General features: G+C 64.2%; 21 protein-coding genes. 17 read left to right on the top strand and 4 right to left on the bottom strand.

The features are described 5' to 3' along the window. Positions 1-132 precede the first annotated feature (132 nt). From ABZ293_RS26260 to ABZ293_RS26330, 15 genes are all read left to right on the top strand, one after another. Positions 133-2,820, top strand: coding sequence for an ATP-binding cassette domain-containing protein (locus ABZ293_RS26260; protein WP_355184784.1), 2,688 nt, complete (start codon positions 133-135; stop codon positions 2,818-2,820). Continuing rightward, on the top strand, positions 2,817-3,593 hold the full coding sequence (locus ABZ293_RS26265; protein ID WP_355184786.1) for an ABC transporter ATP-binding protein: 777 nt from the start codon (positions 2,817-2,819) through the stop codon (positions 3,591-3,593). The genes ABZ293_RS26260 and ABZ293_RS26265 overlap by 4 nt, the downstream gene beginning before the upstream one ends. Positions 3,594-3,630: 37 nt before the next feature. After that, positions 3,631-4,902, top strand: coding sequence for an ABC transporter substrate-binding protein (locus tag ABZ293_RS26270; protein ID WP_355184788.1), 1,272 nt, complete (start codon positions 3,631-3,633; stop codon positions 4,900-4,902). A gap of 229 nt (positions 4,903-5,131) precedes the next feature. Next, positions 5,132-6,337 (top strand): cytochrome P450, encoded by a 1,206-nt coding sequence (locus ABZ293_RS26275; protein WP_355184790.1) that lies wholly within the window; start codon positions 5,132-5,134, stop codon positions 6,335-6,337. Positions 6,338-6,587: 250 nt separating this feature from the next. Then, complete coding sequence (locus ABZ293_RS26280; protein WP_355184792.1) at positions 6,588-9,389, top strand: aminotransferase class I/II-fold pyridoxal phosphate-dependent enzyme; 2,802 nt, start codon at positions 6,588-6,590, stop codon at positions 9,387-9,389. A 25-nt stretch (positions 9,390-9,414) separates the two neighbouring features. Then, a complete protein-coding gene (locus ABZ293_RS26285; protein ID WP_355184794.1) occupies positions 9,415-9,690 on the top strand; it encodes a hypothetical protein in 276 nt (91 codons plus the stop codon). A gap of 423 nt (positions 9,691-10,113) precedes the next feature. After that, entirely contained in the window at positions 10,114-10,365 is a 252-nt protein-coding gene (locus ABZ293_RS26290; RefSeq protein ID WP_355184796.1) for an acyl carrier protein, read from the top strand. A gap of 13 nt (positions 10,366-10,378) precedes the next feature. After that, a complete protein-coding gene (locus tag ABZ293_RS26295; RefSeq protein WP_355184911.1) occupies positions 10,379-11,611 on the top strand; it encodes a beta-ketoacyl-[acyl-carrier-protein] synthase family protein in 1,233 nt (410 codons plus the stop codon). A gap of 55 nt (positions 11,612-11,666) precedes the next feature. Then, positions 11,667-12,758, top strand: coding sequence for a beta-ketoacyl synthase N-terminal-like domain-containing protein (locus ABZ293_RS26300; RefSeq protein WP_355184798.1), 1,092 nt, complete (start codon positions 11,667-11,669; stop codon positions 12,756-12,758). Next, positions 12,755-13,519 (top strand): 3-oxoacyl-[acyl-carrier-protein] reductase, encoded by a 765-nt coding sequence (gene fabG, locus ABZ293_RS26305; RefSeq protein WP_355184800.1) that lies wholly within the window; start codon positions 12,755-12,757, stop codon positions 13,517-13,519. The genes ABZ293_RS26300 and fabG overlap by 4 nt, the downstream gene beginning before the upstream one ends. Next, positions 13,516-14,199: a DsbA family protein gene (locus tag ABZ293_RS26310; RefSeq protein WP_355184802.1), complete on the top strand. Its 684-nt coding sequence runs from the start codon at positions 13,516-13,518 to the stop codon at positions 14,197-14,199. Before fabG ends, ABZ293_RS26310 begins: the two co-directional genes overlap by 4 nt. Beyond that, the gene (locus tag ABZ293_RS26315) at positions 14,186-15,856 is read left to right on the top strand and encodes an NAD(P)/FAD-dependent oxidoreductase (RefSeq protein WP_355184804.1); all 1,671 of its coding nucleotides are present in this window, start codon (positions 14,186-14,188) and stop codon (positions 15,854-15,856) included. Before ABZ293_RS26310 ends, ABZ293_RS26315 begins: the two co-directional genes overlap by 14 nt. 37 nt (positions 15,857-15,893) lie before the next feature. After that, positions 15,894-17,015, top strand: coding sequence for a beta-ketoacyl synthase N-terminal-like domain-containing protein (locus tag ABZ293_RS26320; RefSeq protein WP_355184806.1), 1,122 nt, complete (start codon positions 15,894-15,896; stop codon positions 17,013-17,015). Beyond that, positions 17,012-17,890: a beta-ketoacyl synthase N-terminal-like domain-containing protein gene (locus ABZ293_RS26325; RefSeq protein ID WP_355184808.1), complete on the top strand. Its 879-nt coding sequence runs from the start codon at positions 17,012-17,014 to the stop codon at positions 17,888-17,890. The genes ABZ293_RS26320 and ABZ293_RS26325 overlap by 4 nt, the downstream gene beginning before the upstream one ends. A 2-nt stretch (positions 17,891-17,892) precedes the next feature. Next, entirely contained in the window at positions 17,893-18,831 is a 939-nt protein-coding gene (locus ABZ293_RS26330; RefSeq protein ID WP_355184913.1) for a thioesterase family protein, read from the top strand. A 90-nt stretch (positions 18,832-18,921) separates the two neighbouring features. On the opposite strand, the gene ABZ293_RS26335 is transcribed toward ABZ293_RS26330, so the two are convergent. Together ABZ293_RS26335 and ABZ293_RS26340 are read right to left on the bottom strand one after the other, a co-directional pair. Continuing rightward, entirely contained in the window at positions 18,922-20,004 is a 1,083-nt protein-coding gene (locus tag ABZ293_RS26335; protein WP_355184810.1) for an acyl-CoA dehydrogenase family protein, read from the bottom strand. Between the two features lie 22 nt (positions 20,005-20,026). Then, complete coding sequence (locus tag ABZ293_RS26340) at positions 20,027-21,208, bottom strand: acyl-CoA dehydrogenase family protein (RefSeq protein ID WP_355184811.1); 1,182 nt, start codon at positions 21,206-21,208, stop codon at positions 20,027-20,029. A gap of 378 nt (positions 21,209-21,586) precedes the next feature. Here ABZ293_RS26340 and ABZ293_RS26345 point away from each other — a divergent pair, with 378 nt between their 5' ends. Further along, positions 21,587-22,378, top strand: a complete 792-nt coding sequence (locus ABZ293_RS26345; RefSeq protein WP_355184813.1) for a hypothetical protein — start codon at positions 21,587-21,589, stop codon at positions 22,376-22,378. 29 nt (positions 22,379-22,407) lie between these two features. Here the strand turns inward: ABZ293_RS26345 and ABZ293_RS26350 are convergent, their stop codons facing one another. After that, positions 22,408-23,505, bottom strand: coding sequence for an acyltransferase domain-containing protein (locus tag ABZ293_RS26350; RefSeq protein ID WP_355184815.1), 1,098 nt, complete (start codon positions 23,503-23,505; stop codon positions 22,408-22,410). Positions 23,506-23,593: 88 nt separating this feature from the next. Between ABZ293_RS26350 and ABZ293_RS26355 the strand changes: the two genes are divergently transcribed. Beyond that, complete coding sequence (locus ABZ293_RS26355; RefSeq protein WP_355184819.1) at positions 23,594-25,261, top strand: AMP-binding protein; 1,668 nt, start codon at positions 23,594-23,596, stop codon at positions 25,259-25,261. Positions 25,262-25,360: 99 nt separating this feature from the next. On the opposite strand, the gene ABZ293_RS26360 is transcribed toward ABZ293_RS26355, so the two are convergent. Next, complete coding sequence (locus ABZ293_RS26360; protein ID WP_355184821.1) at positions 25,361-26,392, bottom strand: TylF/MycF/NovP-related O-methyltransferase; 1,032 nt, start codon at positions 26,390-26,392, stop codon at positions 25,361-25,363. Positions 26,393-26,635: the final 243 nt, after the last annotated feature.

Below are 26,635 nucleotides of genomic sequence, written 5' to 3' on the forward strand. Positions count from 1 at the left end.
GTCAGCCGTCGACACTGACCTGGCACAGCTCGCCCCAGCCGTCGATCAGCAGCCGATCAGGTCAGGCAAGTCTGCTCTGGCGCTTTCGTACGGTCGCGGCGGGTCGGCGATCAGCGAGAATTGGAGTACATCGTGGCCGATCTCTTGCCGTTCGTAATCGCCGGAATTGTATCCGGCTCGGTTTATGGGCTGGCCGCAATGGGTTTGGTGCTCACCTATAAGACGTCGGGAGTGTTCAACTTCGCCCACGGCGCTATGGCCACCGTGTCGGCGTATGCGTTCTACACGTTGCACGTCATCGATGGTGTTGTATGGCAACTCGCCCTGGCGATTTGTGTGCTCGGGATCGGTCCGGCCATGGGCTTGGCACTGGAATTGTTGTCCCGCATTGTCGACCGGGCGACATTGGAGCTGCGGATCGCCGCGACGGTCGGCATTCTGCTGGTTGTCCAGGCGGGGGTGACTCTGTACTTCGGGCAGACGGCGACGCGCATCGTTCCGATCTTCCTGCCCCAGGGTGGATTCGCCGCCTTCGGTGTGCGGGTGCAGTGGTCGGATGTGGCAACGTTCGGCGTCGCGGTACTCGCGACCGCCGCACTATCGGGCGCGTTGCGGTTCACCCGAGGCGGCATTGCGATGCGCGCGGTCGTCGGGAATGCGGCCTTGCTCGATCTGGCCGGGACGAGCTCGGTGCGCACGCGACGATCGGCCTGGTGCGTCGGCACTGGTTTGGCATCGCTGTCCGGGGTGCTGTTCGCGCCGTTGATTCCGCTCGATCCCATGCAGTTGACGTTGTTGGTGATCCAGGCGTTCGGCGCGGCGGCCATCGGCCGATTCACCAGTCTGCCTTGGAGTTTCGGCGGTGGACTGCTCATCGGGGTGCTCGCCGCGTTGGCTACGCATTACTTCACCACCGGGCTCGCCGCCGGAATCCCCGCCGCACTGCCGTTCTTGGCGTTGTTCCTCGTATTGCTGATCATGCCGCGTCGCTACCTGTTGGACCGGGATCGGGTGGTCCGGCGGATTCGGTCCGGTTGGACTGCTCCACCGGTGTTGCAGGGCGCGAGTGGGGTCGCGGTGTTGGTTGTGCTCGGGCTGGTTCCGCTGTTCGCGGGCATCCACTTGACGGATTGGACTGTGGCGCTGGCGATGACGCTCGTCTTTCTGTCGCTCGGTCTGTTGGTCCGTACGTCCGGTCAAGTTTCTTTGTGCCATATGGCTTTTACCGCGATCGGAGCCTGCGCGTTCTCGCACCTGGCTGTCGATCGGCAGTTGCCGTGGCCACTTGCGCTCATCGGCTGCGGACTGGTGGTCGTACCGATCGGTGCGGTCTTGTCGATTCCGGCCATTCGCCTCAGCGGCCTATATCTGGCATTGGCGACCTTCGGATTCGGCGTCGTAGTTCAGATGATGTTCTACAGCGAGCCCTACATGTTCGGCACCAGCGGTCTTGGCCTGAAAATGCCGCGCCCCAGCGTATTCGGACTCGATTCCGACGCGTCGTTCTACCGTCTCGTGCTGGTGCTGGCCACGGTGGGCACGCTGACTGTGGTGGCGTTGGACAAGAGCAGGCTCGGCCGATTGCTTCGGGGGCTGGCCGAATCGCCGATCGCGCTGCGGACCAATGGTGTCACAGTCGAAGTCACCCGCGTTCTCGTCTTCTGTGTTTCGGCATTTCTTGCCGCAGTGGGGGGCGCACTCGCTGGTATGGCCCAGACCACCGCCTCGGCGGCAAACTACCAGCCGCTGCTATCGGTTACGTATTTCGCGGTCATTGTCATCGTGGTGGGCCGGGAGCCGTGGTATCCGCTGCTGGCCGCGGTAGCTCTCATCCTGGTGCCGTCGTATCTCCATGTCGCCGGGATGTCGCTGTGGCTCCAGCTGCTGTTCGGCATCCTGGTGGTGCTGCGTGCTGCCACCGCGAGCCGCCTCGACGTGCCCGGCTCGATTCGATCCTGGCTGGACAACGCATTTCGCCGCAACCGGTCCTCGGTGGTCCGCGCGGCGGAACCCACCATCGAGCAGCCCGCAATGGTGCTGGATGTCCATGATCTTTCGGTTCGCTTCGGCGGGGTAGTGGCCGTCGATGGCCTCTCGTTCGACGCGCGCACCGGGCGGATCACCGGACTCATCGGCCCTAACGGCGCGGGCAAGACCACCACGTTCGATGCCTGCACCGGTCTCGTCCAGGCCCACGCCGGCGAGGTGCGACTGCAGGATCTGATGATCGGCCGAGCCTCGACCGCGCGCCGCGCGCGGCTGGGCATCGGGCGAACCTTTCAGCAGACGGAACTGTTCGACTCCCTTACCGTCGCCGAAAACGTCGCGATGGGTGCCGAAGGTCCACTCGCCGGGGCAAACCCGCTGGCCCAACTGGTCTCGGCCCACGGACAAGTCCGGCGGGTGCGCACCGCGACGGCCTCCGCGATGGCATTGTGCGGTATCGAATCCATTGCCGATTCTCGCGTCGGTGCACTGTCCACCGGGCAACGAAGACTGGTCGAGCTCGCCAGATGTCTTGCCGGGCCGTACCGGATCCTCTTGCTCGACGAGCCGAGTGCGGGCCTCGATCGCGCGGAAACCCTGTGCTTCGGGCAGATCCTGCGGCAGATCGTCGCCGCACGTGGCGTCGGAATCGTTCTGGTAGAGCACGACATGTCGCTGGTGCTCGAGATCTGCGAGGAGATCTTCGTACTCGACTTCGGTCGCCTGATCTTCCGCGGCTCGCCCGCGCAGGTGCGGGCGTCGGAGGTAGTGCAGCATGCCTACCTCGGCGAGCCGGTCACCCACGAACGCCGGATGACGGAGCCCGTCGCATGACCGGCACCGACTATGCGCTCGAATTGCGCTCGATCACTGCGGGATACGGCACGACGATCGTGCTGCACGACGTCGACCTCGCGGTTGCCCCTCGGTCGGTCGTGGCGCTGCTCGGGCCGAACGGCGCCGGAAAGTCGACGCTGCTGCGGGTGGCCTCCGGCCTTCTTCGGGCGCGATCGGGAACGGTATCAATAGGCGGGGCCGATCTGACCCGCGCTCGTCCGGTGCGCCGCGCCCGCGCCGGCCTGTGCCTGATCCCCGAGGGCCGGGGTGTATTCGCGGACTTGACGGTCCGGGAGAACCTGCGCCTGCTGACGCCGCCGTGGTGCCGCGTCAGCGCAGACGACGTGCTCGATGTTTTTCCCGCGCTGCGGGCGAAGCTCGATCAACAGGCGGGCTCGCTGTCCGGTGGACAGCAGCAGATGCTGGCACTGGGGCGCGCCTGGCTGGCCGATCCATCGGTTGTCCTGCTCGACGAGGTGTCCATGGGCCTGGCTCCGCTGGTCGTGGACGAGATCTTCACGGCGCTGGGCGAATTGCGCACCGGCGGCTCGGCGATTGTGCTGGTCGAGCAGTATGTCGACCGCGCCATGACGATGGCCGATCACGTGGTGCTGCTCAACCGCGGCACCGTCGCGTTCGCCGGGCCCGCCGCAGATATCGACCGAAATGCCGTGCTGCAGAACTATCTCGGCATCGACGGCAGCCACACAGACTTGCCGGCGTTGCCGGCAGGACACCCACCCGGAACCGCGGCCGGGCGATGGGCGTAGCGAATCGAATGCTCGGTATCCGTACAGGAGTGGAGTAATGAAGAAGACAAGGTTTCTGTGGTGGGCCGCGCCGGTGCTGGCGGCGGCGCTCGCGCTCACGTCGTGTTCCGCCGACTCGACCAGCGGTGGGCCCGAATCCGTTGGCCCGGCGCGGGTTTCCGACGGTGGGCTGAAGGGCGACCCGATCCTCATCGGGTCGATCTGCAGCTGCACCGGCCCGGCCGCCGCGTCGGTAGGACATGCCAGCGATGTGCTGCAGGCCTGGGCGTCGTGGGTCAACGATCGCGGCGGAATCAATGGGCACCCGGTCAAGCTCGTCTCATACGACGACGAGCAGAATCCGACAACAGCGCTGGCCGTCGCGAAGAAGCTGGTCGAACAGGACAAGGTGGTCGCAATCGTCGGCCAGACCAGCCTGGTCAGTTCGAGTTGGCAGAACTACGTTGACAGCAAGGGCATCCCGGTCATCGGCGGACAGCCGGTCGATGCCCCGTTCATTACCGATCCGAACTTTTTCGCCTCCGGAACTACGTTGCCGGTGCTGATGCTGGGTGAGGTGGCCCAGGCCAAGCAGGCGGGCGCGAAGACCCTCGGCGTCTACTACTGTGCCGAAATCCCGGTCTGCGAGCAGCTTCCACAGATGCTGAAACCGATGGCCGAACAGGCCGGTCTGGGATTCTCGGCGGAGAAAGTCGCGATTGCCGCGCCGAACTACATCGCTCCCTGTCTGGCATTCAAGGACAAGGGGGTCGACGCCGTATTCCCCGGCGTGTCTGTCGAGGCGATTTCGCGCATCGCGGCATCGTGTGCGCAGCAAGGCTACAAACCGATTCAGGCTCCGACCGGCGTGAGTCTGCAGCGAGCGTGGGCCACGGACCCGAACTTCGAGGGCAGTATCTTCGCGGGCTCGAACGCGCTGTACACCGATGACTCGATTCCGGCCATCAAGGACTTCGGCGACGCCCTCGACAAATACATTCCGGGCCTGCGGGGGAGTGGGGACTTCAGCGCGCCGCTGCTGTGGCCGTGGGCAGGCGGGCAGTTGTTCCTGGCGGCGGCCAAAGCAGCCAACCTCTCCCCGTCTTCGACGAGCGCGGATGCGATCAAGGGCCTGCGCGCTTTGCGCGAGGAGACCCTCGACGGCCTCGCTCCGCCACTGAGCTTCACGGAAGGCCAACCGGGGTTCCCGATGTGCTACTTCACCGGGAACACCAAAGGCGGTGTATTCCACTCCGCCAACGGTGGTAAGCCGACGTGCATCGATCAGGCCACTGCCGCTGCGCTGATGAAGGCACTCACGCCGGCATAGCCATCCGACCCCGTCATCGGCGAGGCGGTGCCGATCCGCCGCCTCGCCGATGCATGCCTCGACCAATTCGACGATCCGACCCCGAGTTATGTTCTTGCGCCTCGGAATTCGTTTACCGGGCACAAGATACCGATTCGCCGGGCCAGCCATCCGTTCGCGATCGACACTGACCCGGCACGCACTCACACGATCTGTCGTGCCACCTGTCGATCACACCATTGGAGCCGACATGACGGAATCTGCCATCCAGCTGCCCACCCCTGGCGAGACGGTCTTACAGACCTATGAACGCATCCGCGAGCGCGGTCCGATCGTTCCCATCGAATTTCCTGGCGGCGTTGCGGTCTGGGCGGCGGTCAGTCATCGCGCCGCCAGTGAGCTGCTCGCCGGTGACGGAACGCTCTTCAGCAAGAATGCCAAGAACTGCCCGGCACTGCATGACGGCACCATCCCGGCCGATTGGCCGATGCGCACCCTCACCGACATGGACCACATGCTCAACAAGGACGGCGAGGATCACCGACGGCTGCGCAAGACGATCAGCAAGGCATTCACACCCGCCAGAGTGGCTGCGCTCGAACCTCGTATCCAGCGAATCACCAACGAACTCATCGATGCATTCCCCCTCGACAACGGCCCGGTCGATCTCGTCTCCGCGTTCAATACCCCGCTCCCGGTGCGGGTGATCTGCGAGCTGTTCGGGGTTCCCGAAGACGAACAAGAACTGATCCGGGACTGGACCACCACGCTCGTATCGCATACCAGCACCGCCGACCAGATGCAGACAGCGATGCAGGCGATGACCGTGTATCTCGCGGAGTTGATCGAGCGCAAACGGCGCGCGCCCGGCGACGATCTCACCACGGCGCTGCTCGAGCCCGACGGGAGTGGCCTGACAACCGACGAGATGGTGAGCATGCTGTGGTTGGCGATCGCGGCCGGGCACGAGACAACCGTGCACCTGCTCGGCAACGCGATCATCACGCTGTGCACCCACCCCGATCAGCTCACCAAGGCCCAGGCCGAGGACCGGTGGAGCGATGTCGTGGAGGAGGTCCTGCGCTACCGCTCGTCGGTGTTCACCGTCAATCTCCGCTATCCGCTGCAGGATGTCACGATCGCCGGAGTCGATATTCCCGCGGGTGCGCTCATCACGTGGTACGGCGGAGTCGGCCGGGATCCGGAGCACTATCCCGATGCCGACACCTTCGATATCGACCACGACCACCGCGATCAGCTGGCCTTCGGCCGCGGGCCGCATGTCTGTCTCGGCGCGCCCCTGGCCCGGCTGGAGATCCGTATCGCATTGGCCACACTCTTCAGCCGGTTCCCCGAGTTGAGCCTGGCCTGCGATCCCGAACAGCTCCCGTACCCGCCCCAGTTCATGACGTCCGGACCGCTGTGCCTCCCAGTGCATTTGAAACCCATTGCGTGAAGTCGGCGTCCCGGTCGCACACATGGAGTCGTGGCCCGGTGGAGGCATCGAGGCGGCCCTCGCTGAGGGCGCAGCGGTGGCCGAACTCGGGGCCGATGTCGGTCTCATCGGCGGGGCCGCCGCCACGACTGCCGGACAGCTAGGAATTTGCTCGACGGCGAGGGACAATATTGCGGGATGAGTGTTCCAGGGTGATCTGTCATCTTCGACAGATCACTTCGCCCACCGAGCGAGTGGCGAAACTGACGACATGCACCGAGACGGACAGCACCCGAAAGGGCTTAGTGTTTCCGCGCTGGCGGCGGTAGCGAACCCGTCGTACTCGCGAATCGACACGTGGAATCTGCTCGATGACGCGTGCCGTCGGCTCGCCGATGTCAACCGGGCCGGGCTGGACACCACCCACGAAGCCGCCCGGGTGCGGCGCCTCCTCGATCGTCTCGGCGCCTACGAGCGGTACTGGCTGTACCCGGGCGCGGCGAGACTGGCCGCATTTCGCGGATATGTCGCCGATCTTGCAACGGCGCGGCTCACCGAGGAGGTGTCGCTGGCCGTGCGCCTGCTCTCCGAGTACGGCGACGGTGCGGCGGTATTCGACACCTCCGTGCCGTTGGCCGATCAGGAACTCGTGGCGCGGGCAAAACAGCAAAAGTTCTTCACCGTCCTGCTCGGTGACGATTCCCCGCCCGAGGCTCCCGAGAGCCTGGCGGAGAGCCTGCGGGCGCTGCGCGACCCGTCCGACGATGTGCGGTTCGAACTGCTCGTCGTGTCGAGCATCGAGGACGCCATCACCGCGGTCGCGTTGAACGGCGAGATTCAGGCGGCGATCATCCGGCATGACCTGCCACTTCGTTCACCCGACCGGGTGCCGTTGATGACCACACTGCTCGGCGCCAACGACGACGTGGTGGTGACCGACCGCACCCAGAACTGGGTCGAATGCGGCGAGTGGATCAGGCAGCTGCGGCCGCATATCGACCTGTATCTGCTCACCGACGAGTCGATCGCCGCGGAGACCGAAGCAGAGCCGGACGTCTACGACCGCACGTTCTATCGCCTCAACGATGTCACCGACCTGTACAGCACGGTGCTCGCCGGCATCCGGACCCGGTTCGCCACACCGTTTTTCGACGCCCTGCGGGCCTATGCGGCCGCGCCGGTCGGCCAATTCCACGCCCTTCCCGTCGCGCGTGGCGCCAGCATCTTCAACTCCAAGTCGCTGCAGGACATGGGCGAGTTCTATGGCCGCAACATCTTCATGGCCGAGACGTCGTCCACCTCCGGCGGGCTGGACTCACTACTGGACCCACACGGCACGATCAGGACGGCAATGGACAAGGCCGCGAAGACATGGTGTGCCAATCAGACGTACTTCGTCACCAACGGAACATCCACCGCGAACAAGATCGTCGTGCAAGCCCTGACCCGGCCGGGCGACATCGTGCTGATCGACCGCAATTGCCACAAGTCGCACCACTACGGCCTGGTGCTCGCCGGGGCGTACCCGATGTACCTGGACGCCTACCCGCTCGAGCCGTTCGCGATCTACGGAGCGGTATCCCTGCACACGATCAAGAAGGCGCTGCTGGACCTCGAGGCGGCCGGACAATTGGACCGGGTGCGCATGCTGCTGCTCACCAACTGCACTTTCGACGGCGTCGTCTACAACCCCCGGCGCGTGATGGAGGAGGTCCTGGCGATCAAGCCGGACATCTGCTTCCTGTGGGACGAGGCGTGGTACGCATTCGCGACCGCCGTGCCGTGGGCACGGCAGCGGACCGCGATGGTTGCCGCCGAGCAACTCGAATCGACATTGTCCTCGCCCGGGTACGCCGAGGAATACCGGACGTGGCGTGCGTCGATGCAGGGCGTCGACCGCGCCGAATGGAGCAACCATCGGCTGCTTCCCGACCCTGGGCGCGCGCGGGTGCGCGTATACGCGACCCATTCCACCCACAAGTCGCTGTCGGCGCTTCGGCAGGCGTCGATGATCCACGTCCGCGACCAAGATTTCCGAGCTCTGGTCCGAGAGGCGTTCGATGAGGCGTTTTTGACCCACACCTCGACCTCGCCGAACCAGCAACTCCTGGCGTCATTGGATCTGGCGCGTCGGCAGGTCGACATCGAGGGCTTCCAGCTGGTCCGGAACGTCTACGATATGGCGCTGGTCTTCCGTCACCGCGTCCGCAAAGACCGGCTGATCGGCAAGTGGTTCCGCATCCTCGATGAGGCCGACCTGGTGCCCGACGAGTTCCGGGCCTCTGAAGTCAGCTCGTACCGACAGGTCAGGCAGGGCGGCTTGGCAGAGTGGAACGAGGCGTGGCGCTCGGATCAGTTCGTGCTCGACCCGACCCGGGTCACCCTGTTCATCGGCAAGACCGGCATGAACGGGTACGAGTTCCGCGAGAAGATCCTGATGGACCGGTTCGGCATCCAGATCAACAAGACCTCGATCAACAGTGTGCTACTGATCTTCACGATCGGCGTCACCTGGTCGAGCGTGCACTACCTGCTCGACGTGCTGCGCCGAGTGGCTACCGACTTCGAGCGCAGCCAGAGCGCGGCCGGTAAGGCCGATCACGCCCTGCAACAGCGTCGGGTCGACGAGATCACCAAGTATCTGCCGGCACTGCCCGACTTCAGTGAGTTCGACAGCACATTTCGTCCCGACGGCGCCAGCTCGTTCGGCGATATGCGATCGGCCTTCTACGCCGGGTACGAGGAGTCCGACCGCGAACATGTCCTGCTCGGCGACGCCGGGCGGCGGCTCGCCAAGGGGAAGACCCTGGTATCCACCACCTTCGTCGTCCCTTACCCGCCCGGCTTCCCAGTGCTGGTCCCCGGCCAGGTGCTCTCGCGGGAGATCCTGTATTTCCTGGCCGAACTCGACGTCAAGGAAATTCACGGATACAACCCCGACCTCGGGTTGTCGGTCTTCACCGAGGCCGCGCTCGCGCGGCTGGCCGCGGGTCGGCACACAAGTACCGCAGCGGCCGACGGTGCGCCGAAGGCGGCTCCGGCGTCGGCCACCGTCGGGTTCGGGGTCTCGTAGGCGTCCAGCAGAGCGGCGAATTGCCGTGGCGGCCGACCATGACGATGCCCATCGCGCACTCGCCATGAACTCGGCGCCGGCACGCCGCGCCGAACTGGTAGAACTTCCCACGCGCCCAAGAGGTTTCGGCAGCGCGTCGCGCAAGGGCGCGATGGAGAGTGTTCTCAGCAGGTCGATGATGTACCTTCGACCGGCTGTACTCGGTGGCGGTCAGACCCCGCCGCAAGATCCGGGCGTCGAGTTCGCGGCCAGCACGTTCGATTTCCCTGATGCGAGCGAACTTTTGGTGGCGCCGCTCTGAGGTCCCTTTCTTGCCCCAGTGCGCGGCATCCAATTCGTACTGCAAAACCCGGTCTCTTGTGCCTTGACCGACGCAGGACGGGATGCTGTCGCGTGGATCGACGAGAGCGTAGACATAATGCTGCAGGTGATCGGCGATCTCGCCGCGCAAACGATCAGTCATCATGTGAACATCACCTTTCTGCGGCCCACCGGGCTCGGCGAGTGCATGTGGTGTGCAACATCTTCACCTCCCATCCCGCGCTGTCTCTGGGCGCCGGATCGTCTGATCGATTGTGATGCACAAAGATGCGGATGCGATGTCCCGGATAGTTCGCCGCTGGCAGCTAGATGCCACGCAGGTATCCGGTGTCGCATTCGACGCTAAGTTGAATTCAACCGATTTCGAACTCTTCGATCGGTTCATTCAGAAAGGAAACAGTCGATGCCCGTTCTGGCTGCTGGCGAAAAAGATCAGATCAAAGAAACCGTCTGCACGATCCTCGAACTCGAGCCGGAAGAAGTCACCGACAGTAGCCTGTTCAAAGACGACCATGGCGCTGATTCGTTGCTGGCCATCGAAATCCTCGCGCAGCTGGAACGCACCTTCAAGATTACGATCGATCAGTCCGAACTCGAGCGTCTGGTCAACCTCGAGGGTGTGTATGCCGTTGTCGAGGAGGCGAGGGCGGCCTGAGGACGGGAGCGCCATGAGTGCAACCGGCAATCTTTCGGGGCGCAGTGTTGTAATTACCGGCCTCGGTGCTGTTACGAGTGTGGGTATCGGTGCCGATGAATTTCTCGATGCATTGCGCGCTGGTCGTCATGGCGCCGCCCCGATCGCGGCGTTCGATACCACAGGATATCCGAAAACAATCGGGTGTGAGGTTTCAGATTTCGCTCCGGAACAATGGCTGGGTGCGCATCGGGCCGAAGAACTTGGGCGGGCGACGCAATTCGCGGTCGCCGCGGCCCGAATGGCTTTAGCAGACGCCGGTGTCGGCGAGTGTCGATTGCGCAATCGTCGCGGACTGGTCGCCGTCGGCACAACTGACGGCGAATCGCGTGATCTCGATCGGATGATGCAGAGCTGGCTCGACGATGGTCCGGACGGCATGGAACCCGAGCTTGCCCGCCGAATCCCGGTCAGCCGCCTGTCGACCAGCGTGGCCCGCGAGCTGACGTTGACCGACGTGGAGGCCGTCAGCATCCCCACTGCGTGCGCGGCTGGCAATTACGCCATCGGATATGGCGCAGATGCTGTTCGCAGCGGGGATGTTGAATTCGCACTGGTGGGTGGGGCGGACGCGGTGTGCCGGAAAACCTTCTCCGGCTTCTATCGGGTCGGCACAATCGCGGCCGAGCGATGTCGGCCGTTCGATGCCGATCGAGACGGAATTCTGACCGGTGAGGGTGGCGGCATGCTTTTTCTGGAGTCTTTGGATTCGGCACTCGAACGCGGGGCGCGAATTTATGCGGAGATTCTCGGATACGGTCTCAACTGCGACGGCAAGCACCCCGTGGCACCGGATCTCGACAGCTTCGGTCGCTGTATGATGTTGGCGCACGAGGATGCCGGTATCAGGCCCCAGGATATTGATTTCATTTCCGCTCACGGCACGGGCACCAGAGCGAACGATGTAACCGAAGCGGGCGCAATCCGCCACGTATTCGGCGAGTGCCCGCCACCGACTACATCGATAAAATCGATGATCGGTCACGCTATGGGCGCTGCCAGTGCGCTGGCTGCGATCGCGTGCTCTCTGGCTATTACTAACGGGTTCATTCCGCCGACTGTGAATCACCGCCACACGGATCCCGATTGTGCACTCGATGTAGTTCCCAACCGCGCTCGCCCGGCCGATCTGCGGGTGGTGCAGAACAATGGTCTGGCGTTCGGCGGTAATAATGCCGTGCTGATCCTCGGCCGTTACGGGGAGTGATCATGTCCGCAGGCGAACATGGTCGGCGCCCACGGAGAAAGGAAGCGAGAACCCGATGACATTGGTGTTCTCCGGCTGGTCGGTGTTGTCTCCATTCGGAGTGCGCGTACAGGAATTCCAGAGCGGAATCCGATCGGGAATTTCGGCATTACGCGCTGTCGACTCCGGCCAGGACCGTCTCCCGATTACGCGGGTCGGGCTGGTCAGCGATTTCGATGTGCGAGAAACGCTGGGCGCCAAAGGCACTCGGACGATGGACCGGGTTACCGGCCTCGCCGTCGAGGGAGTCCGACAGGTACTCGATGAACTGCCAGGAGTGGGCCACGGTGCGGAGACGGCATTGGTCCTGGGCACTACGACCGGCAGCCTGCGCAGCATGATGGAGTTCGTCAAGGATTCTTACGTCCAGGACAAACCGTTCCAGGTCGATCCCGCTCGATTCCCCAATGCGGTGATGAATCGCGCGGCTGGGCAGTGCGCGATCTGGCACGGGTTGCGTGGACCCAACGCGACTATCGCAGGGGGACGCGCGGCTGGGGTGTCGGTGCTGCAGTACGCCGCGCGGCTCTACCACCGCGATCGAGCCCGCATGGTGTTGTGCGGGATGGCCGAGGAATTCTCACCGCATCGCGCGTGGGTGGAGTATCTGGCCGCGGAGCGGCTGGATCGTCCTCTTGGGGAGGGCTGCGCGGTGTTCGTTCTGGAGCCGCGACAGTCCGCACTCGCTGCCGGTCGCAACGTGCTTGCAGATCTGGTCCGGGCGGAACAGGGAGTGTGGGGGGCCGGCGCCCCGGTGCGCGATGTGCTGGCGCGGCTGTTGCGTTCAGCGCTGGATGTCTCCGGCGTGGGGGCCGACGAGGTGTCGCTCACGGTGGTCGCCGGTGCCCCCGGAACCGATCCGTGGGAGGGGTTCTCCGCCGGTGAATCCGCGGCGGTGCGGGACGTGCTGCCTCGCACGGAGATTCGTTCGATCGCCGATCTGGTCGGTGATTGCGGGGCGGCGACCGGAGGGTTTCAGCTGGCGACGCTTCTCAGTGCCGATTACTCGGCTGACCAACCGTATTCCTTGCTCACATCGGTCGATCTGGACGGCGCGGTCGGATGCGTATTGATCCGCCGATGTGAGCCACGAGGGGAGACTCGATGAGCAGTAACCCGATGAGCAATGCCGAAGTTCGGCCCGTCGCCTTGGTGACCGGAGGTTCCCGCGGTATCGGCCGCGCGGTGGTTACTCGTCTGGCAGCGGACGGATACGACGTGGCATTTTGCTACTGGTCCCGGTCCGACGCGGCCGAATCCTGTGTCGGCGAGGCCGAGGCGGCTGGTGCGCGGGCGGTAGCCACCCAGCTCGACGCGGCGGATGCGGATGCGGTGCGGGCATGGGTCGACACCACCGAACGGGAGCTGGGACCAATCGACACGCTGGTGACCTCGGCCGGGATCGTACGTGACAGCCCCATGATGCGGATGTCGGAAGCCGATTGGCACACAGTGATAGATGTCAATCTTTCAGGTGCCTTCTCGGTATGCCGTGCGGTCATCTTCCCGATGCTGAAGCGGCGCGCGGGCAGTATTGTCACCATTTCCTCCATCTCCGGGATTCACGGAAACGTCGGGCAAGCCAACTATTCCGCCGCCAAGGCGGGCATCATCGGGATGACCAAGGCCATGGCGAAGGAAGTGGCGCGTTTTGGAGTGCGCGCCAACGTCGTCGCGCCCGGCTTCATCGATACCGATATGACCTCAGTGCTCGACCCCGAACTGCGTGAGTCGGCGCTGGGTCGAATTCCATTGGGACGGTGGGGAACTGCCGAGGAAGTGGCCGACATGGTGAGTTTTCTGTGCTCACCGCGCGCGGCCTACGTCACCGCGGGTGTCTTTCAGGTGGATGGGGGAATGTCGCTGTGAAGGCCGAACCGAAGTTCTACTTCTCATTGCGCAGCCCCTATTCGTGGCTAGCGTTGGAAGAGTTGATGTCGCGGCATCGCGATCTCGCGCAATCGTTGACATGGGTGCCGTTCTGGGATCCTGACCGCACCATGCTGGCCGCCCTGCAACAGGCCGGCGGCGGCTTCTGCTACGCGTCGATGTCACGGGAGAAGCATCTGTACATCCTGCAGGACGTGCGGCGCGCGGCGACCGCCCGCGGACTGTCCTTGATCTGGCCAGTCGATCGCAACCCGTGGTGGGAGGTTCCGCACCTGGCATGTCTGGCCGTTGAGCGAGAGGGCCGCATGCCCGAACTCGCGGTGGCGTTGACCCGCGCCCGGTGGTGCGAGGGGCGCGACATCTGCGACCCCGAGACAGTCGAGGCGGTCGCCTGCGACCTGGGACTCGACGGTGCCCAGATGGTGGCGTCGGTGTCGACTCCGCAGGTGCGCGCTGCCGCGGTGGAATCTCTACTGGCGGCCTACCAGGACGGCGTCTTCGGTGTGCCGTTCTTCGTGCGGGGGGTCAACAAATTCTGGGGTGTGGAACGGTTGGACGCCTTTGCGTCCTCGATGGGGGCACAGCCCGCCGAGTCGGCCGACTTCACCGTCCCGTTGCCGGTCGGTGGCGATATGGGTCATGCCGGTGGCTGCGGCTGAACCGGCGGTCTGGGACGCGATCGTTGTCGGTGCGGGGATCGGGGGGCTGGTCTGTGCTGGGTATCTAGCGGCCGCTGGCCGTCGGGTCCTGGTCGTAGAGCAGCACGATGTCGCGGGCGGCAACGCCCATGTGTTCCGTCGTCGCCGCGCCTACGAATTCGATGTCGGCGTGCATTACCTCGGTGATTGCGGACCGGATGGGATCGTGCCGGCGATCCTGCACGGCTTGGGTGTGAGCGATCGGGTCCGCCTGCGGCCCATGAACTTTGAAGGATTCGATCGCATCGTGTTGCCCAGTCGGATCATCGATGTGCCGGTGGGTTGGGCCGCCTACCGGCACCGGCTGCGCGCCGCGTTGCCCGAGGAGGGCGCCGCGATCGCGGCCTGCACAGATGTTTTCGAGGCGATCGGTGCGATCATGCGAGCCACCCTGATTGCACCGGAAGATGTGGCGGGCCTGGCAAGGCGTTACCCAGGCGCACTGGCGTGGAGCCGTCGGCCGCTGGCCCGATTGTTCGACGAATATCGGCTCTCACCGTTGGCACGAACCGTGCTGTCGGCGCAATCCGGCAACTATGGCGCCGCTGCGGCGCAGGTCACGGTCGCCACGCACGCCAGCGTGATGGATCACTACCTGCGTGGGGCCTACTACGTGGACGGTGGCGGCCAGACCCTGGTCGCGGCGCTGGTCGAGATGATCGAAGCGCACGGCGGGCAGGTACGTACGCGAACCGGGGTGCGTGCCATCCACACCGACGGTGGCGTCGTATCCGGGGTGAGTTTCGAAGACGACGAGCGCGTGTATGCGGCCCTGGTGATCTCCAATGCCGACTTCCGCCGGACGGTGCTCGATCTCTGCAGCGACACCACGGGCTTCTCCGAACAGGTGGTGCGACGAACACGAACAGCGCGAATGCGCAATGCGTGGGCCATCCTGTATCTCGGGCTGGCCAATGAGCCGCAAGGGCTGGACGGTGCCAATCTGTGGTGCTTCGACCACGAGGACATCGACGAGGCCTACCGGCGATTCGATGACAGGACCGGCGGAGCGCCGTTTACCTTCATATCCTGCGCCTCCGCTCGTCCGGCGCAGCGGCCGTGGGCATGCCCGCCCGGACATGCCAGCGTCCAGGTCATGGGGCCGTGCCCAGCGCCGATGTTGAGGTGGGGCAGCGACATTCGCTACCGCCGCGATCCGCGATACCGGTCATGGAAACAGCACCTGACCTCCGAGTTGCTGATCGCCGCCGAGAAGGTGATGGGACCGATCTCCGGCGACATCGTGCACCTGGAGACGGCGACCCCACTGAGCCATCAGCGCTATACCCGCTCCAGCGGGGGGACCCCCTATGGTTTAGCCGATTGGGGTGGGATGGCGAGTCGACCGGAAACGGCCACCGCCGTGGCGGGCCTACACGTTGTCGGGCAGAGCACCCGTTACGGTAGCGGCATTGCCGGCGCAGCGGTGAGCGGAATCCGTTGCGCAGGAGAGATTCTCGGCCGCGATCTGCTGCGCGAAGCGTATGGCGGAGCGGTACTGGCCGACCCGGCGCGTTCAGCGTCGCGATCACCCGAATGGGACCCGCTCGGGGTGTCGCGCGGCAGCTTGCGTCGCGATGCTCCGGGACTGCCGAAACTGACCCTTGTCCGATCATGACCATGCGGTCGTGATGTCGAACGCTTTGTGAGAGTTGATGAATACACAGATCGACACCAGCTGGGTGATCACCGGAGCCGGAGCTGTCGCGGTGATCGGCGAAACACTGACGGAGTTCTTCGCAGCACTGTGCGCAGGCAGGTCCGGTGTGGCCGAAATCCAGCGCTTCGCAACCCACGATTACCGCACGCACCACGGATATCCGAGGGACAATTCCGGACCCGACACAACTGCTTACGCCACGCGGTTGCTGGTCCAATCCGTTGCCGAGGCGATGGCCCAGGCTCGGCTCGACGACCTGACCGGCATTCCGGTCATCATCGGAACCGGACTGCGCGAGTTCCGCTCGGTCGAGCTGGCATGGCAGGCTGGTCCGGCCGGCGGATCGCCGGATCTGGATTTCGGGCCTGCGCTGCGCGATCGGTTCGGGTGTGCCGAAGTGCACACCGTGTCGAATGCGTGCGCGGCCTCGCTGCATGCGTTGGGGATGGCCGAGGATCTGTTGGCACTCGACCGAGCCGACACCGTCGTCGTCGCCGGCGTCGATACGATCGCGGTGAGTATGTTCGCCGCGCTCGATCTGGTGCAGCCCCCAATGGAGGAGTTGCGTCCGTTCGATGCCCGGCACAAAGGCGTGCTCATGGGCGACGGGGCGGCCGCCATTGTGCTGGGTCGCGGCGGGGCGGCCCGGGCGGTGCTGCGCGGCGTGGGAATCAGCTGCGACGCCGGCCATGTCACCGCACCCGATCCGGGGGGCATCGTGGCAGCCATGCATGATGCCCACCGTCGCGCGGGGGTGCGACCCGCCGACGTGGATCTCGTCCTTGCCCACGGCACCGGCACCGCACTGAACGATGCTGCCGAGGCCACGGCCTTGACCGAAGTTTTCGGTGCCACACAGCCGGTGGTTACCGCGATCAAGGCGATGACCGGACACACCTCTGGCAGTTCCGGGTTGCTCAGCTTGGTCGCGGCGATCGAATCCCTGCACACCGGGTCGGTTCCGGCGATTCCTGATCTCGCGATCCTCATCGACGAGGCGAAACCACTTCGCTTGGCGACAGCGCCGATCGAGTCCGCCGATCTACGAGTGGCCCAGGTGAACTCCTTCGGTTTCGGTGGCGTCAACGCCGTCGCGATCGTGGAGCGTGTCGCATGATGCGGCCGGCGCCGGATGCGCCGGTGATCGTCGGCGCCGCCGTGGTCGCGGCGGGCTTCCCCGCGCACGACCCGGTGGAGGTTCTCGGTAAACGCGGATTGCGATACAAGGACGAGGCGACACGGCTCGGCCTGGCGGGTGTGTATACCGCATTCCGGGATGCGGGTATCGACGATTGTTCCGACGCCGTCACCGCCGTGATCGTCAGTTCCAACTACGGAAATCTCGACACCGTTTGCCGGATCGTCGGTGATGGCGTTGACTCCGGTGAGCGGGGGCCGATGGACCTTCCGAACGCGTCCAGCAATGTTATCGCCTCCTCGATTGCTATCCGTTTCGGGCTTTTCGGCCCTAACCTCATGCTGTGCAGCGGTGCGAACTCCGGCCTTGATGCGGTGGACTGGGCTACCGTGCTGCTCGGATCGGGGCGCGCGGCACGAGTAGTTGTCGTTGGAGTCGAGGTGGACAATGCGGCCGTCCGTCGATTTGCCACCGCCCGAATACCTTCCGGACTGTTTCACGGCGCGGGCTGCATCGTTGTCGAACGGGCCGACCTCGCGACATCACCACCGCATGCGGTTGTCGGGAAGTGTGTGCGCGGCCCGGAGGTATCCGCTTCGGTCGCCGCAACGCCGGTGAACCGTTGGTACACACCGGACTTCGGCACGCCGGCCGAACTCGTACCAGTGGTGCACGCCGAGGAAGTGGTCGATCTCGCGGAGCGGATCGGCGCGGCCTCGGGCGCGCTCGGGATCGTTCAAGCCGTGCTCGCCGCCACCGGTCACGGCCGCTCACTTCTCACTACCGGTGGTGACGGCACGCCGCTGACCGCCTGCCTGATCACCTCGAATTCCCCTACTACCTTTGGAGAGTGACCATGACATCGTCGGTGGAGCCGGGCACGCAGGTCGAGTTGCGTCCGCGATATGAGGGTGCAAACATCGGCCCGTGGATCGGGTTCAAGCATGTGAACTACCTGGTTGAAGAGGCGCTGATCGCCCATTTTCGCCGTCTCGGAAATGATGTGCGGAGTCTGTACGCCGACCACGGATTGTGCTGGGAGATAGTCGATATCGATACCCGAATCATTCATGTCTTCAACCTGGACGAGGCCGTCCGACTGATCGTCCGGTCGCGCGCGGCGAACGACGGTGAGCTTACTTACGAAGTCGTCATAGTCGGCGACCGCGACGGCGACGAGATCAAACTGGCGCGCTCGCGGGTATCGGTTGTCCTACGCGAAGATTCCCGATGGGCGAGCCCACGCGCCGCAGCGGCGCCGGAACTCGCGAGCGCGGTCGTTCCCGAGATTCGGCGCTCGGCGCCGGCATCGGGATTCGGCAGCCCCCCGGCAAGCGGTCTTCCCACGGATGTGGCAGGACTGACCCAGGGGCGCAATGGGTTTGCGTGGACCTTCCGAATCCCCTATTTCTACTGCCACTTCACCGAGCGGCTGCAGATGTCCGGATATTTGCGGATCATGGAGGACGCCGTGGATCGGTTCCTCGCCGACCGTGGTGTCTCCATCCGCATGCTGCTCGATGACCAGCAGCTCATTCCGGTGGTGCCTCGATCACGGATCACCATGCTCGACGAGGCCTATATGGAGGAAGACCTGCATGTGGTGCTGGTCGTCGACGATGTGTTCAAGAACCTGACGTTCACCGTCGGCATGGAATGCTATGTGCAACGTGGCCAGACGCTTGTCAACGTTGCCGCTGGTGCGATCACCCATGGGTACGCCAGGCTCGAGGATCGTGCGAGTTGGGGGCTCAGCGACCTCGACGAGCGTCTGTGCCGTGCACTGGCACGATAGTGGCGGTATCGACTGGATTGTGACGACCGATGTGGCGGCGTGGGACCCGGGTCTTGCGTCGCCACATCCGGTCTCAGGTGTGTGGCCTGGTCACGACCTCGGAGCGGACGAGAGGGCGTCGGCCAGGACCCGCAGCTGCTCGGTGGCCGCGCCGAAGAGGAATTCGCTGCGTTTGGCGGCGAGGAAGTACCTGTGCACCTGGTACTCGAGGAAGATGCCGATGCTCGCGTGCACATGCACCATCGTGTGTGCGACGCGGTGGCCGGCCTCGGCAGCCCAGAACTTCGCGGTGGCGACTTCGGCGTCTGCGGGCAGCCCCTGGGCTTCGCGCCAGGCTGCCTGCCAGAGTGTCAGGCGCACCGCCTCGACATCGATGTGAGCGTCGGCCAAACGCTGCCGGACGGCCTGGAACGAGCCGATGGGTTTGTCGAATTGCTTTCGAGTCAGGGCATATTCGCTGGTGAGTTCCAATGCGCGTTCCACAACACCGAGCTGGTGGGCGCAGGTGGCGATGGTCGCGCGACGATGTGCCCATTCGGCCGCGCCGTTGCCCGGCGCCCCCAGGGAGTTCGCGGTGCCCACGGCGACGCCGTCGAGTTCGAGCAGTGCGGCGTCGGTGCTGTCGACGACGTGTTGTGTGGTGACGCGCAGACCGGGGGTGTCGCGGTCGAGTACGAGCAGCAGCGTTCCCTGCGGGGTCGTGGCTTCGATCAGAAACGCGTCGGCGAATGCTCCTGCGGGAACGGCACTGTGGGTGCCGCTGAGCTGCCAGCCGGTCGCGGCGGGTTCGGCCCGGAATCGGTTGTCTTCGGTGGCGAGTGCTACCGCGAGCGTTGCGGTTCCGGACGCGACCGGTGCGACCCACCGCTGCCGCTGCTCGTCGTCACCGAACGTCGCGATCGCGCAAGCACCCACCGCGACGCTCGTCAGGTACGGGGCCGGAGCGACGGCCCGGCCGATCTCGATGAGCACACTGCACTGCTCGGCCAGACCGAATCCGCCGCCGATCGGAGCGGGCAGCGCGGCCTCGATCAGTCCGGCCCGCGTAAACGCTGCCCACAGCGGCCGGTCGAAACCGGTGCCGTCCGGAGTGTTGTTTGTCGTCCAGTCGATGAGCAGGGTCCGGGCCAGCCCGGCCAGATCGCTTTGTTCCTCGGTGAAACTGAAGTCCATAACGGGATTCCTTTGGGAAAGATCAGCGGGTAACGGGCAGTCCGAGAGCAGTTTTGGCGATAATGTCGCGCTGTACCTCGTTGGTACCGCCGCCGAAGGTGAGGATCAGTGACGATCGGTGGAAACGCTCGATCCGGCCGCGCAGTACGGCGCCCGGTGAGTCGGTGCGCACGATCGCCGACGTGCCCAGCACCTCCATCAGCAAACGGTATGCCTCCGTGGCCAATTCGGTGCCGAACACCTTGGTGGCCGAGGCGTCCGCCGGGCCGAGTTCGCCGGAGTCGGCGGCCCAGGCGATGCGCCAGTTGCGCAGCTTGAGGTACTCGATATTGGCGTGCACGCGTGCCAGGTGCAGTCGAACCCATTCGGCGTCGATAACCCGCGAGCCATCAGCGCGGGTGGTTCGCTCGGACCACTCCCACACCTGCCGCAGCGACTCCTGTAATGGCGCAGCGGAAGTCAGCGCCACTCGCTCATGGTTGAGCTGATTGGTGATCAACGGCCAACCCGCGTTCGGTTCGCCCACGATGTTGGTGGTGGGGACGCGCACGTCGGCGTAGTAGGTGGCACTGGTGCCGGGACCGGCCATGGTGTGAATCTTGCTCCAGGAGAAGCCTGCTGCGGTGGTGGGGACGATCAGGATGGACAGTCCGCGATGCTTGGACGCCTTCGGATCGGTGCGTGCGGCCAGCCAGATGTAGTCGGCGTATTCGATGAGGCTGGTCCAGGCCTTCTCCCCGTTGATGACGAACTGGTCACCGTCGCGGACCGCGCGCGTGCGCAGCGAGGCGAGGTCGGTGCCCGCCTCGGGTTCGGAATAGCCGATGGAGAAGTGCAGGTCGCCCTGCGCGATGCGTGGCAGAAAGAACGACTTCTGTTCCGGGGTACCGAATCTCATGATGGTCGGGCCGACGGTGTTCACGGTGAGAAACGGGAACGGCACCCCTGCGGCGGCGGCTTCGTCGTTGAAGATCAGCTGGTCCATCGCCGGCCGGTTCTGCCCCCCGAATTCCGCCGGCCATCCCAGTGTGAGCCAGCCGTCGCGCCCGAGGGAGCGAACGACTTGCTTGTAGGCTTCGGGCGCACCGTATTCGCCGCCCGGGCCGTCCAATGCTGCGCGTATTTCCGGTGTCATCAGATCGGCGAAATACGCGCGCAAGTGTTTACGTAGCTGCTGCTGTTCCTCGGTGAAATCGATATTCATTCGCGTCCCTTGCTGTAACGTGTCGGTTCTCTTCAAAGCTAGAACACGTTATTGCTAGATATAAAGCGGCGGCAGCAGCAGGAAACTGTAGGCGCCGTGACAGCAAGATGCCACGGTCAGGACTGCCTCGGCAATCGCCGACACTTCGCCTGCGCGCCGCCATCGTGATGCTGTCGACGCTCAGGATTGACGGAAATCCGGAAGTGAAACGTGTTCATCGACACGTCACATTCTGCTGGAACGGTGCATCGTGTCGTCGGAGCGGCTCAGGGATGTCCGGTATGCCCGCTAATGCCGTTGTCCACCAATGTGTTTGACCGTGCGATCATCAATGGCAAGCTAGCTGTTGCAGGCGGAAGTTCGACGGGGAGGCCGAGGGTGAACTACGACGTGACGGGATTCTCACGACAGGAGCCGAGAAACCACGATGGTGGTGACGACATCGTGGAACTGCTCGCGAAGTCGCGACAACTGATCGACCGTGCGATGGACGAATGCCGCGACGACCGTGCGGGCACCCACGACATTGTGCGGGTGCGCCCGGGGGAGGGCTGGGAGCAGGAACTTCAGCGGCTACTCCAACGGGCACGCAAGGAAGCGATGCTGGTGGTGTCCAGTCCGTTGCGCATCCAACCGCACTATCAGTCCAGTCGGACGCTGGTCGAGCAACTACTTGCCGCGGGACGCGAGGTCCGACTGCTGTACTCGCGCCACTACGTCGAAACCCGCAGCCCGGATATGCTTTTGCAGCACCCGCAGGTACACGCGCAGACGAGGGTGGTCGACGCGGACTTCTACAACATGATCATTATCGACAAGCAGGTAGCTGCCATCTGGGGTGGCCTCGGAGAGCAGCGACCACATGGTTTCGTGGTCCGCGATGCCGCGTTGTTGCGAGTGATCCACCAGTTCGCCAGGATCCTGTGGGACTCGGCGTCGGACCTGTCGGTTCATCTCGGCCTGCGATCCAACGAATTCGACGACACGGCACTGGCCGTGCTGCGCGCGCTCAACCAAGGGCTCAAAGATGAGGTCGCCGCGCGCCAGCTATCGGTGTCGCTGCGAACCTACCGCAGATACGTTGCCGACATGATGGTGCGACTCGGTGTGACCACCCGATTCCAAATCGGTGTTCGCGCAGCAGAACTCGGTCTTCTCGAATCCACCTGACGTGCCCCTCGGTCGCGCCGCGTCCGATGCTACGCCACGGGCGCGGCGACGACCGATGTGGCCGACGTGGACCGGCGGCTACCTCGGATGAAGGTTGGGGATGCGCTGACCGTCGGTAAGGTTTTGCGCACTATTCCCGTCAGCGCGTCCCGGGCGCCACATTCGATGAACGTGCGCACTCCGGCCGTGCCGAGGTATTGCAACGCGCTGGTGAAACGTACCGGCAGCACCAGATGGTCGGCGAGAATTTCGGCGAAGTCGTCATCGTCGGTGTAGAACCGCTGCATGATCGGCGAATACACCGGAGTCCGCAGGCAACCCGCCGTGCTCGCGAGCTCATGACGCAGGCGCTTTCCGAAACTCGCGGCGGCCGCCTCGAGCAGCGGGCTGTGAAACGGGTACGGGGATGAAATTCTCACGGCGGTCACCCCGATATCGCGCGCAATCGATTCCGCGAGCGTCAATGCCTCCGCCGGGCCGGCGAGCACCGTTTGACGTGGGCCGTTCTCGACGGCGACGACAAGACCTTCGATATTGATGGCATCGACCAATGCTTGCGCCCTGCTCGCCTGCGCACGGACCGCGAGCATACCGCCGGATTCGGCCGCCATCTCGAGGCACTGCGACCGGATATGGACGATCCGGGCGCCCTGACCTGTCGTGAAGACTCCGCCGGCGACCAGAGCGGCTATCTCGCCGAGGCTGTGCCCGGTCAGCGAATGTGGGCGGAGCTCTTTCGAAATCATGATTCTGTAGGCGGCGACAGCGGTCCCGAACAGTGCCAGCTGCAGCGTATCTGGATCGTCGGCAAGTAGCTGATCGAGGCTGGGTGGGGATCCGTCCAATAGGATCGGTGATATCGCCGCGGCTCCGAGATCCACGGTCCCATTATCGATTTCCTGGAAGGTCCGACCGATCTGCGGCCACCGATCTGCGTATTCCAGGAAGGTTTCCTCCAGATATGCACCCTGGCCTGGAAACATGCAAGTAGGTGGAACTGCGGGGTCGAACTCCACGGCTGGCTCCTTGTTCGATACGCGCGGATCTTTCTTTTGTAGACCAGCATTCGGCCCGTGAGCCGCGGATCTGACAGCAAACTGACGCTGCCCGAAAGCATCCGCATGCATAGTGGCCGCAATGTGTCAACCGATACCTGGCCGCTGATCGTCAGCTCTAGAGTGATCCACCTCTTGATTCGCTCGCGAGAGGATCTTCATGCCCGACAATACTTTCACCCAGCGGTCACCGGTATTCGCCGACTTGTTGCTGGAGCGTGCCGACGATGATCACCCAGGGCTCCTGTTCGAGGATTCCCGGTGGACCTGGCATCAAGTCGTGCGCGAATGTTTCGCCCGTGCGACCGTACTGACGCAGCTTTGCCGCTACGGCCGGATGTTTCATGTCGGTGTTCTGCTGGAGAACGAACCCGAATACATCTTCTTACTGGGCGCGGCGTCACTGTGCGGCGCGACCGTGGTCGGTATCAACCCGACCCGACGCGGCCGCGAACTTGCCGCAGATATCCGGGGAGCCGACTGCGATCTGATCGTCACCGACAGTGCGCGGGCGGCCATGCTCGCCGAAATAGATACCGGCGTGGACGGGGAACGAATATTTATTGCCGATTCCGCCGCATGGACCGAGCTGGTCGCGGCGGCACGGCACAACCGGATGATCGCGACCGCCGCTCAGGACCCAGCTACCCGTTTGCTGCTGACCTTCACCTCCGGTTCGACCGCGGCGCCCAAAGCGGTCATCTGCTCGACCGGCCGGCTGGCTGCACTCGCCATGGCCAACCCGTTCGGGATCACTCGGGACGATGTCACCTATAATTCAATGCCGTTGTTCCACGGCAATGCGATCATGGCCTGCTGGGCGCCATCGGTATTCACCGGCGCGACATTCACCATGCGGCGAAAGTTCTCGGTATCGGGATTCTTACCCGACATCAGGCGGTTCGGCGCAACCTATTTCAATTATGTGGGCAGATCGCTCGCCTATCTTCTCACCGCGCCCGAATCGCCGCTCGAGGCCGACACTCGACTTCGGATCGTCTTCGGCACCGAAGCAACGCCGCGCGACCGCGCCGAATTCGAGCGGCGGTTCGGAGTCCGTCCGGTGGAGAGCTACGGCTCGAGCGAAGGTGTCATCTCGATACGTCTGACGCCGGACTCTCCGCCGAACTCTCTCGGCCGTCCCCCTGAATTCCTCGATATCGAAATCCACGATGAGTTCGGAAGGCAGTGTCCCCGAGCGCGATTCGATAGCCACGGACGTTTATTAAATCCCGGGGCGGCGATCGGGGAAATTGTCAATGTCGCCGGAGCGCACCTGTTCGAGGGTTACTACAACAATCCCGAAGCAGATCGAGATCGGTTACACTGCAATGTATTTCGCAGCGGCGATCTGGGATATCGAGATGAGGCCGGGTTCTTCTATTTCGCCGGGCGGTCCGGGGACCGGATCCGAGTCGACGGTGAGAACTTCTCCACAGCGCCGGTGGAGCGAATACTCGCACGATTTCCGGGCCTCGCGCACGTCGCGGTGTATCCGGTGGCCGACGAACGAACCGGAGATCAGGTAATGGCGGCGCTCGAACTGGTCGACGATGCCAGGTTCGATGCCGAGGCTTTCGGTGTATTCCTTTGCGGGCAAGGCGATCTCGGCACCAAGTGGGCGCCGCGATATGTGCGGATCATCCACCGGATGCCGGTGACCGCCACGCGCAAAGTCGACAAGCCCGCCTTGCGCAGGGCCGCTTGGCTGGTCCATGACCCGATCTATATTCGTCGAGGCAAGTCGTTTCACTATCACCGCGCGAGTGAGGCCGACAAGGCCGAAATAATCGCACAGTTCGCGAAGTACGGACGTTCGCCGTGCTGACCGAGTATCGGGGGCCGGGCCGTATTCGCTCACATGGCGCCCCTTGGCGGGTAGGTGGTCCGCGTACGCCGATGTGCCCGGACCACCGCATATACGGTGTTATTTCGCCGGACTGGTTGTCGCGGAGGCCTTTACACAGATTCGGCCCTGTGTGTCGATACGATGCAGCAACACAGGTTCGTTCACTTTCGCGAAGTATTCGTCGACCGCTTGGGTTGCCCCGCTGTATTTCCCGTAGTCATCGACGATCAGCACGCCACCCACCGACAGTAGCGGATACAGGTGCTCGAGTTCGTGGCGCGTCGAGTCGTAGAGGTCGGTGTCCAGTCGCAGAATGGCGATGCTGTCGGGCGCCTGCTCGGGAATCGTGTCCTGCACGAGACCTTCGACGCAGCGGACCCGCGAGCTCGGATACCCTGTGCCGCACACTGTGTCGAGCACCGATTGCTGGTCACTGCCTTCGTCCTGCACGCTGTCGGTGACACTGGCTAGGAGGTCCCCGAGCTTCATCGCCCCAGACGGAAGCTGCAGTTGATCCACCTCAGATGGCGGATCCCAGGTCCAGGCGAAAGTGTCGTACAGCCAGATTGTGCGGTCGAGGTCCTTCGCCGCTACCAATGTCGCCGCCGCGATAGCCGCGCTGCCTCCCCGCCACACACCGCATTCGACGACATCACCCGGAATCCGGGCGTCGGCGACGTATTTCGTGGCGAGCCGCAGCGCGTAGCTCATCGATACCGAGGTCTGAGTGGTGTGCTGCAGGCTCTCGTACAGTTCGACGAACTGCGGGTCGAGCTGTCGGATGTCTGGGAAGGTACCCAGCGCCCGAGGCACCTCCATCGCCGCCACCCGGAGCGAGGGATTGGACGCCTGCTGGTCCTGACTATCACGCAGGAGCCCGGCCGTGACGAGGTGTTCGATTGCGGCCCTGGTCACCGCTGCACTCGCGCCGTGGGCTTCGAGCTCAGCGACAACCTGATCGACCTGCGCTGGTTGGGAGAAGCGGGATAGCAAATCGGCAATTGTGGGCGTTACCTGCCGCAGGTCGAGTGGACTGTCGCTGTGCCCCAGGCGAACGCCCTCTGTTCCCCACGCGAGGAACGTACCGGGCCGCGTCTGGTAGATCGTCATGGCTTCTCCCGTCGTAACCTGGCCGATCACCACACGCAGCTGCGCGCCGCAGCGGGAGACCGAGGAAATTAGAGATCTACCGGCCAGCGGATCGAGAGCCTGCCCGCTCGCAGGAAGATGTCGCCTCGGGCCGGGCAGTAATACGCAGCGCTGGCCGCTATGTGCCACTCGCGGTGCGAGTGTCCAGCACGCGCCTACATTCGGCTGGATCCCCGATACCCGCTCATCCGACGGTATCGCTCG

Source organism: Nocardia sp. NPDC005998 (genome assembly GCF_040614395.1).
In the GTDB taxonomy this organism is placed as follows: Bacteria; Actinomycetota; Actinomycetes; order Mycobacteriales; family Mycobacteriaceae; genus Nocardia.

Excerpts from the sequence above, each read along its gene's own strand:
- ABZ293_RS26350 (WP_355184815.1), bottom strand. The coding sequence starts at position 23,505 with ATGCATGCGGATGCTTTCGGGCAGCGTCAGTTTGCTGTCAGATCCGCG.
- ABZ293_RS26280 (WP_355184792.1), top strand. The coding sequence starts at position 6,588 with ATGCACCGAGACGGACAGCACCCGAAAGGGCTTAGTGTTTCCGCGCTG.
- ABZ293_RS26360 (WP_355184821.1), bottom strand. The coding sequence starts at position 26,392 with ATGACGATCTACCAGACGCGGCCCGGTACGTTCCTCGCGTGGGGAACA.
- fabG (WP_355184800.1), top strand. The coding sequence starts at position 12,755 with ATGAGCAGTAACCCGATGAGCAATGCCGAAGTTCGGCCCGTCGCCTTG.
- ABZ293_RS26340 (WP_355184811.1), bottom strand. The coding sequence starts at position 21,208 with ATGAATATCGATTTCACCGAGGAACAGCAGCAGCTACGTAAACACTTG.
- ABZ293_RS26355 (WP_355184819.1), top strand. The coding sequence starts at position 23,594 with ATGCCCGACAATACTTTCACCCAGCGGTCACCGGTATTCGCCGACTTG.
- ABZ293_RS26300 (WP_355184798.1), top strand. The coding sequence starts at position 11,667 with ATGACATTGGTGTTCTCCGGCTGGTCGGTGTTGTCTCCATTCGGAGTG.
- ABZ293_RS26290 (WP_355184796.1), top strand. The coding sequence starts at position 10,114 with ATGCCCGTTCTGGCTGCTGGCGAAAAAGATCAGATCAAAGAAACCGTC.
- ABZ293_RS26320 (WP_355184806.1), top strand. The coding sequence starts at position 15,894 with ATGAATACACAGATCGACACCAGCTGGGTGATCACCGGAGCCGGAGCT.
- ABZ293_RS26330 (WP_355184913.1), top strand. The coding sequence starts at position 17,893 with ATGACATCGTCGGTGGAGCCGGGCACGCAGGTCGAGTTGCGTCCGCGA.
- ABZ293_RS26295 (WP_355184911.1), top strand. The coding sequence starts at position 10,379 with ATGAGTGCAACCGGCAATCTTTCGGGGCGCAGTGTTGTAATTACCGGC.
- ABZ293_RS26325 (WP_355184808.1), top strand. The coding sequence starts at position 17,012 with ATGATGCGGCCGGCGCCGGATGCGCCGGTGATCGTCGGCGCCGCCGTG.
- ABZ293_RS26270 (WP_355184788.1), top strand. The coding sequence starts at position 3,631 with ATGAAGAAGACAAGGTTTCTGTGGTGGGCCGCGCCGGTGCTGGCGGCG.
- ABZ293_RS26335 (WP_355184810.1), bottom strand. The coding sequence starts at position 20,004 with ATGGACTTCAGTTTCACCGAGGAACAAAGCGATCTGGCCGGGCTGGCC.
- ABZ293_RS26265 (WP_355184786.1), top strand. The coding sequence starts at position 2,817 with ATGACCGGCACCGACTATGCGCTCGAATTGCGCTCGATCACTGCGGGA.
- ABZ293_RS26275 (WP_355184790.1), top strand. The coding sequence starts at position 5,132 with ATGACGGAATCTGCCATCCAGCTGCCCACCCCTGGCGAGACGGTCTTA.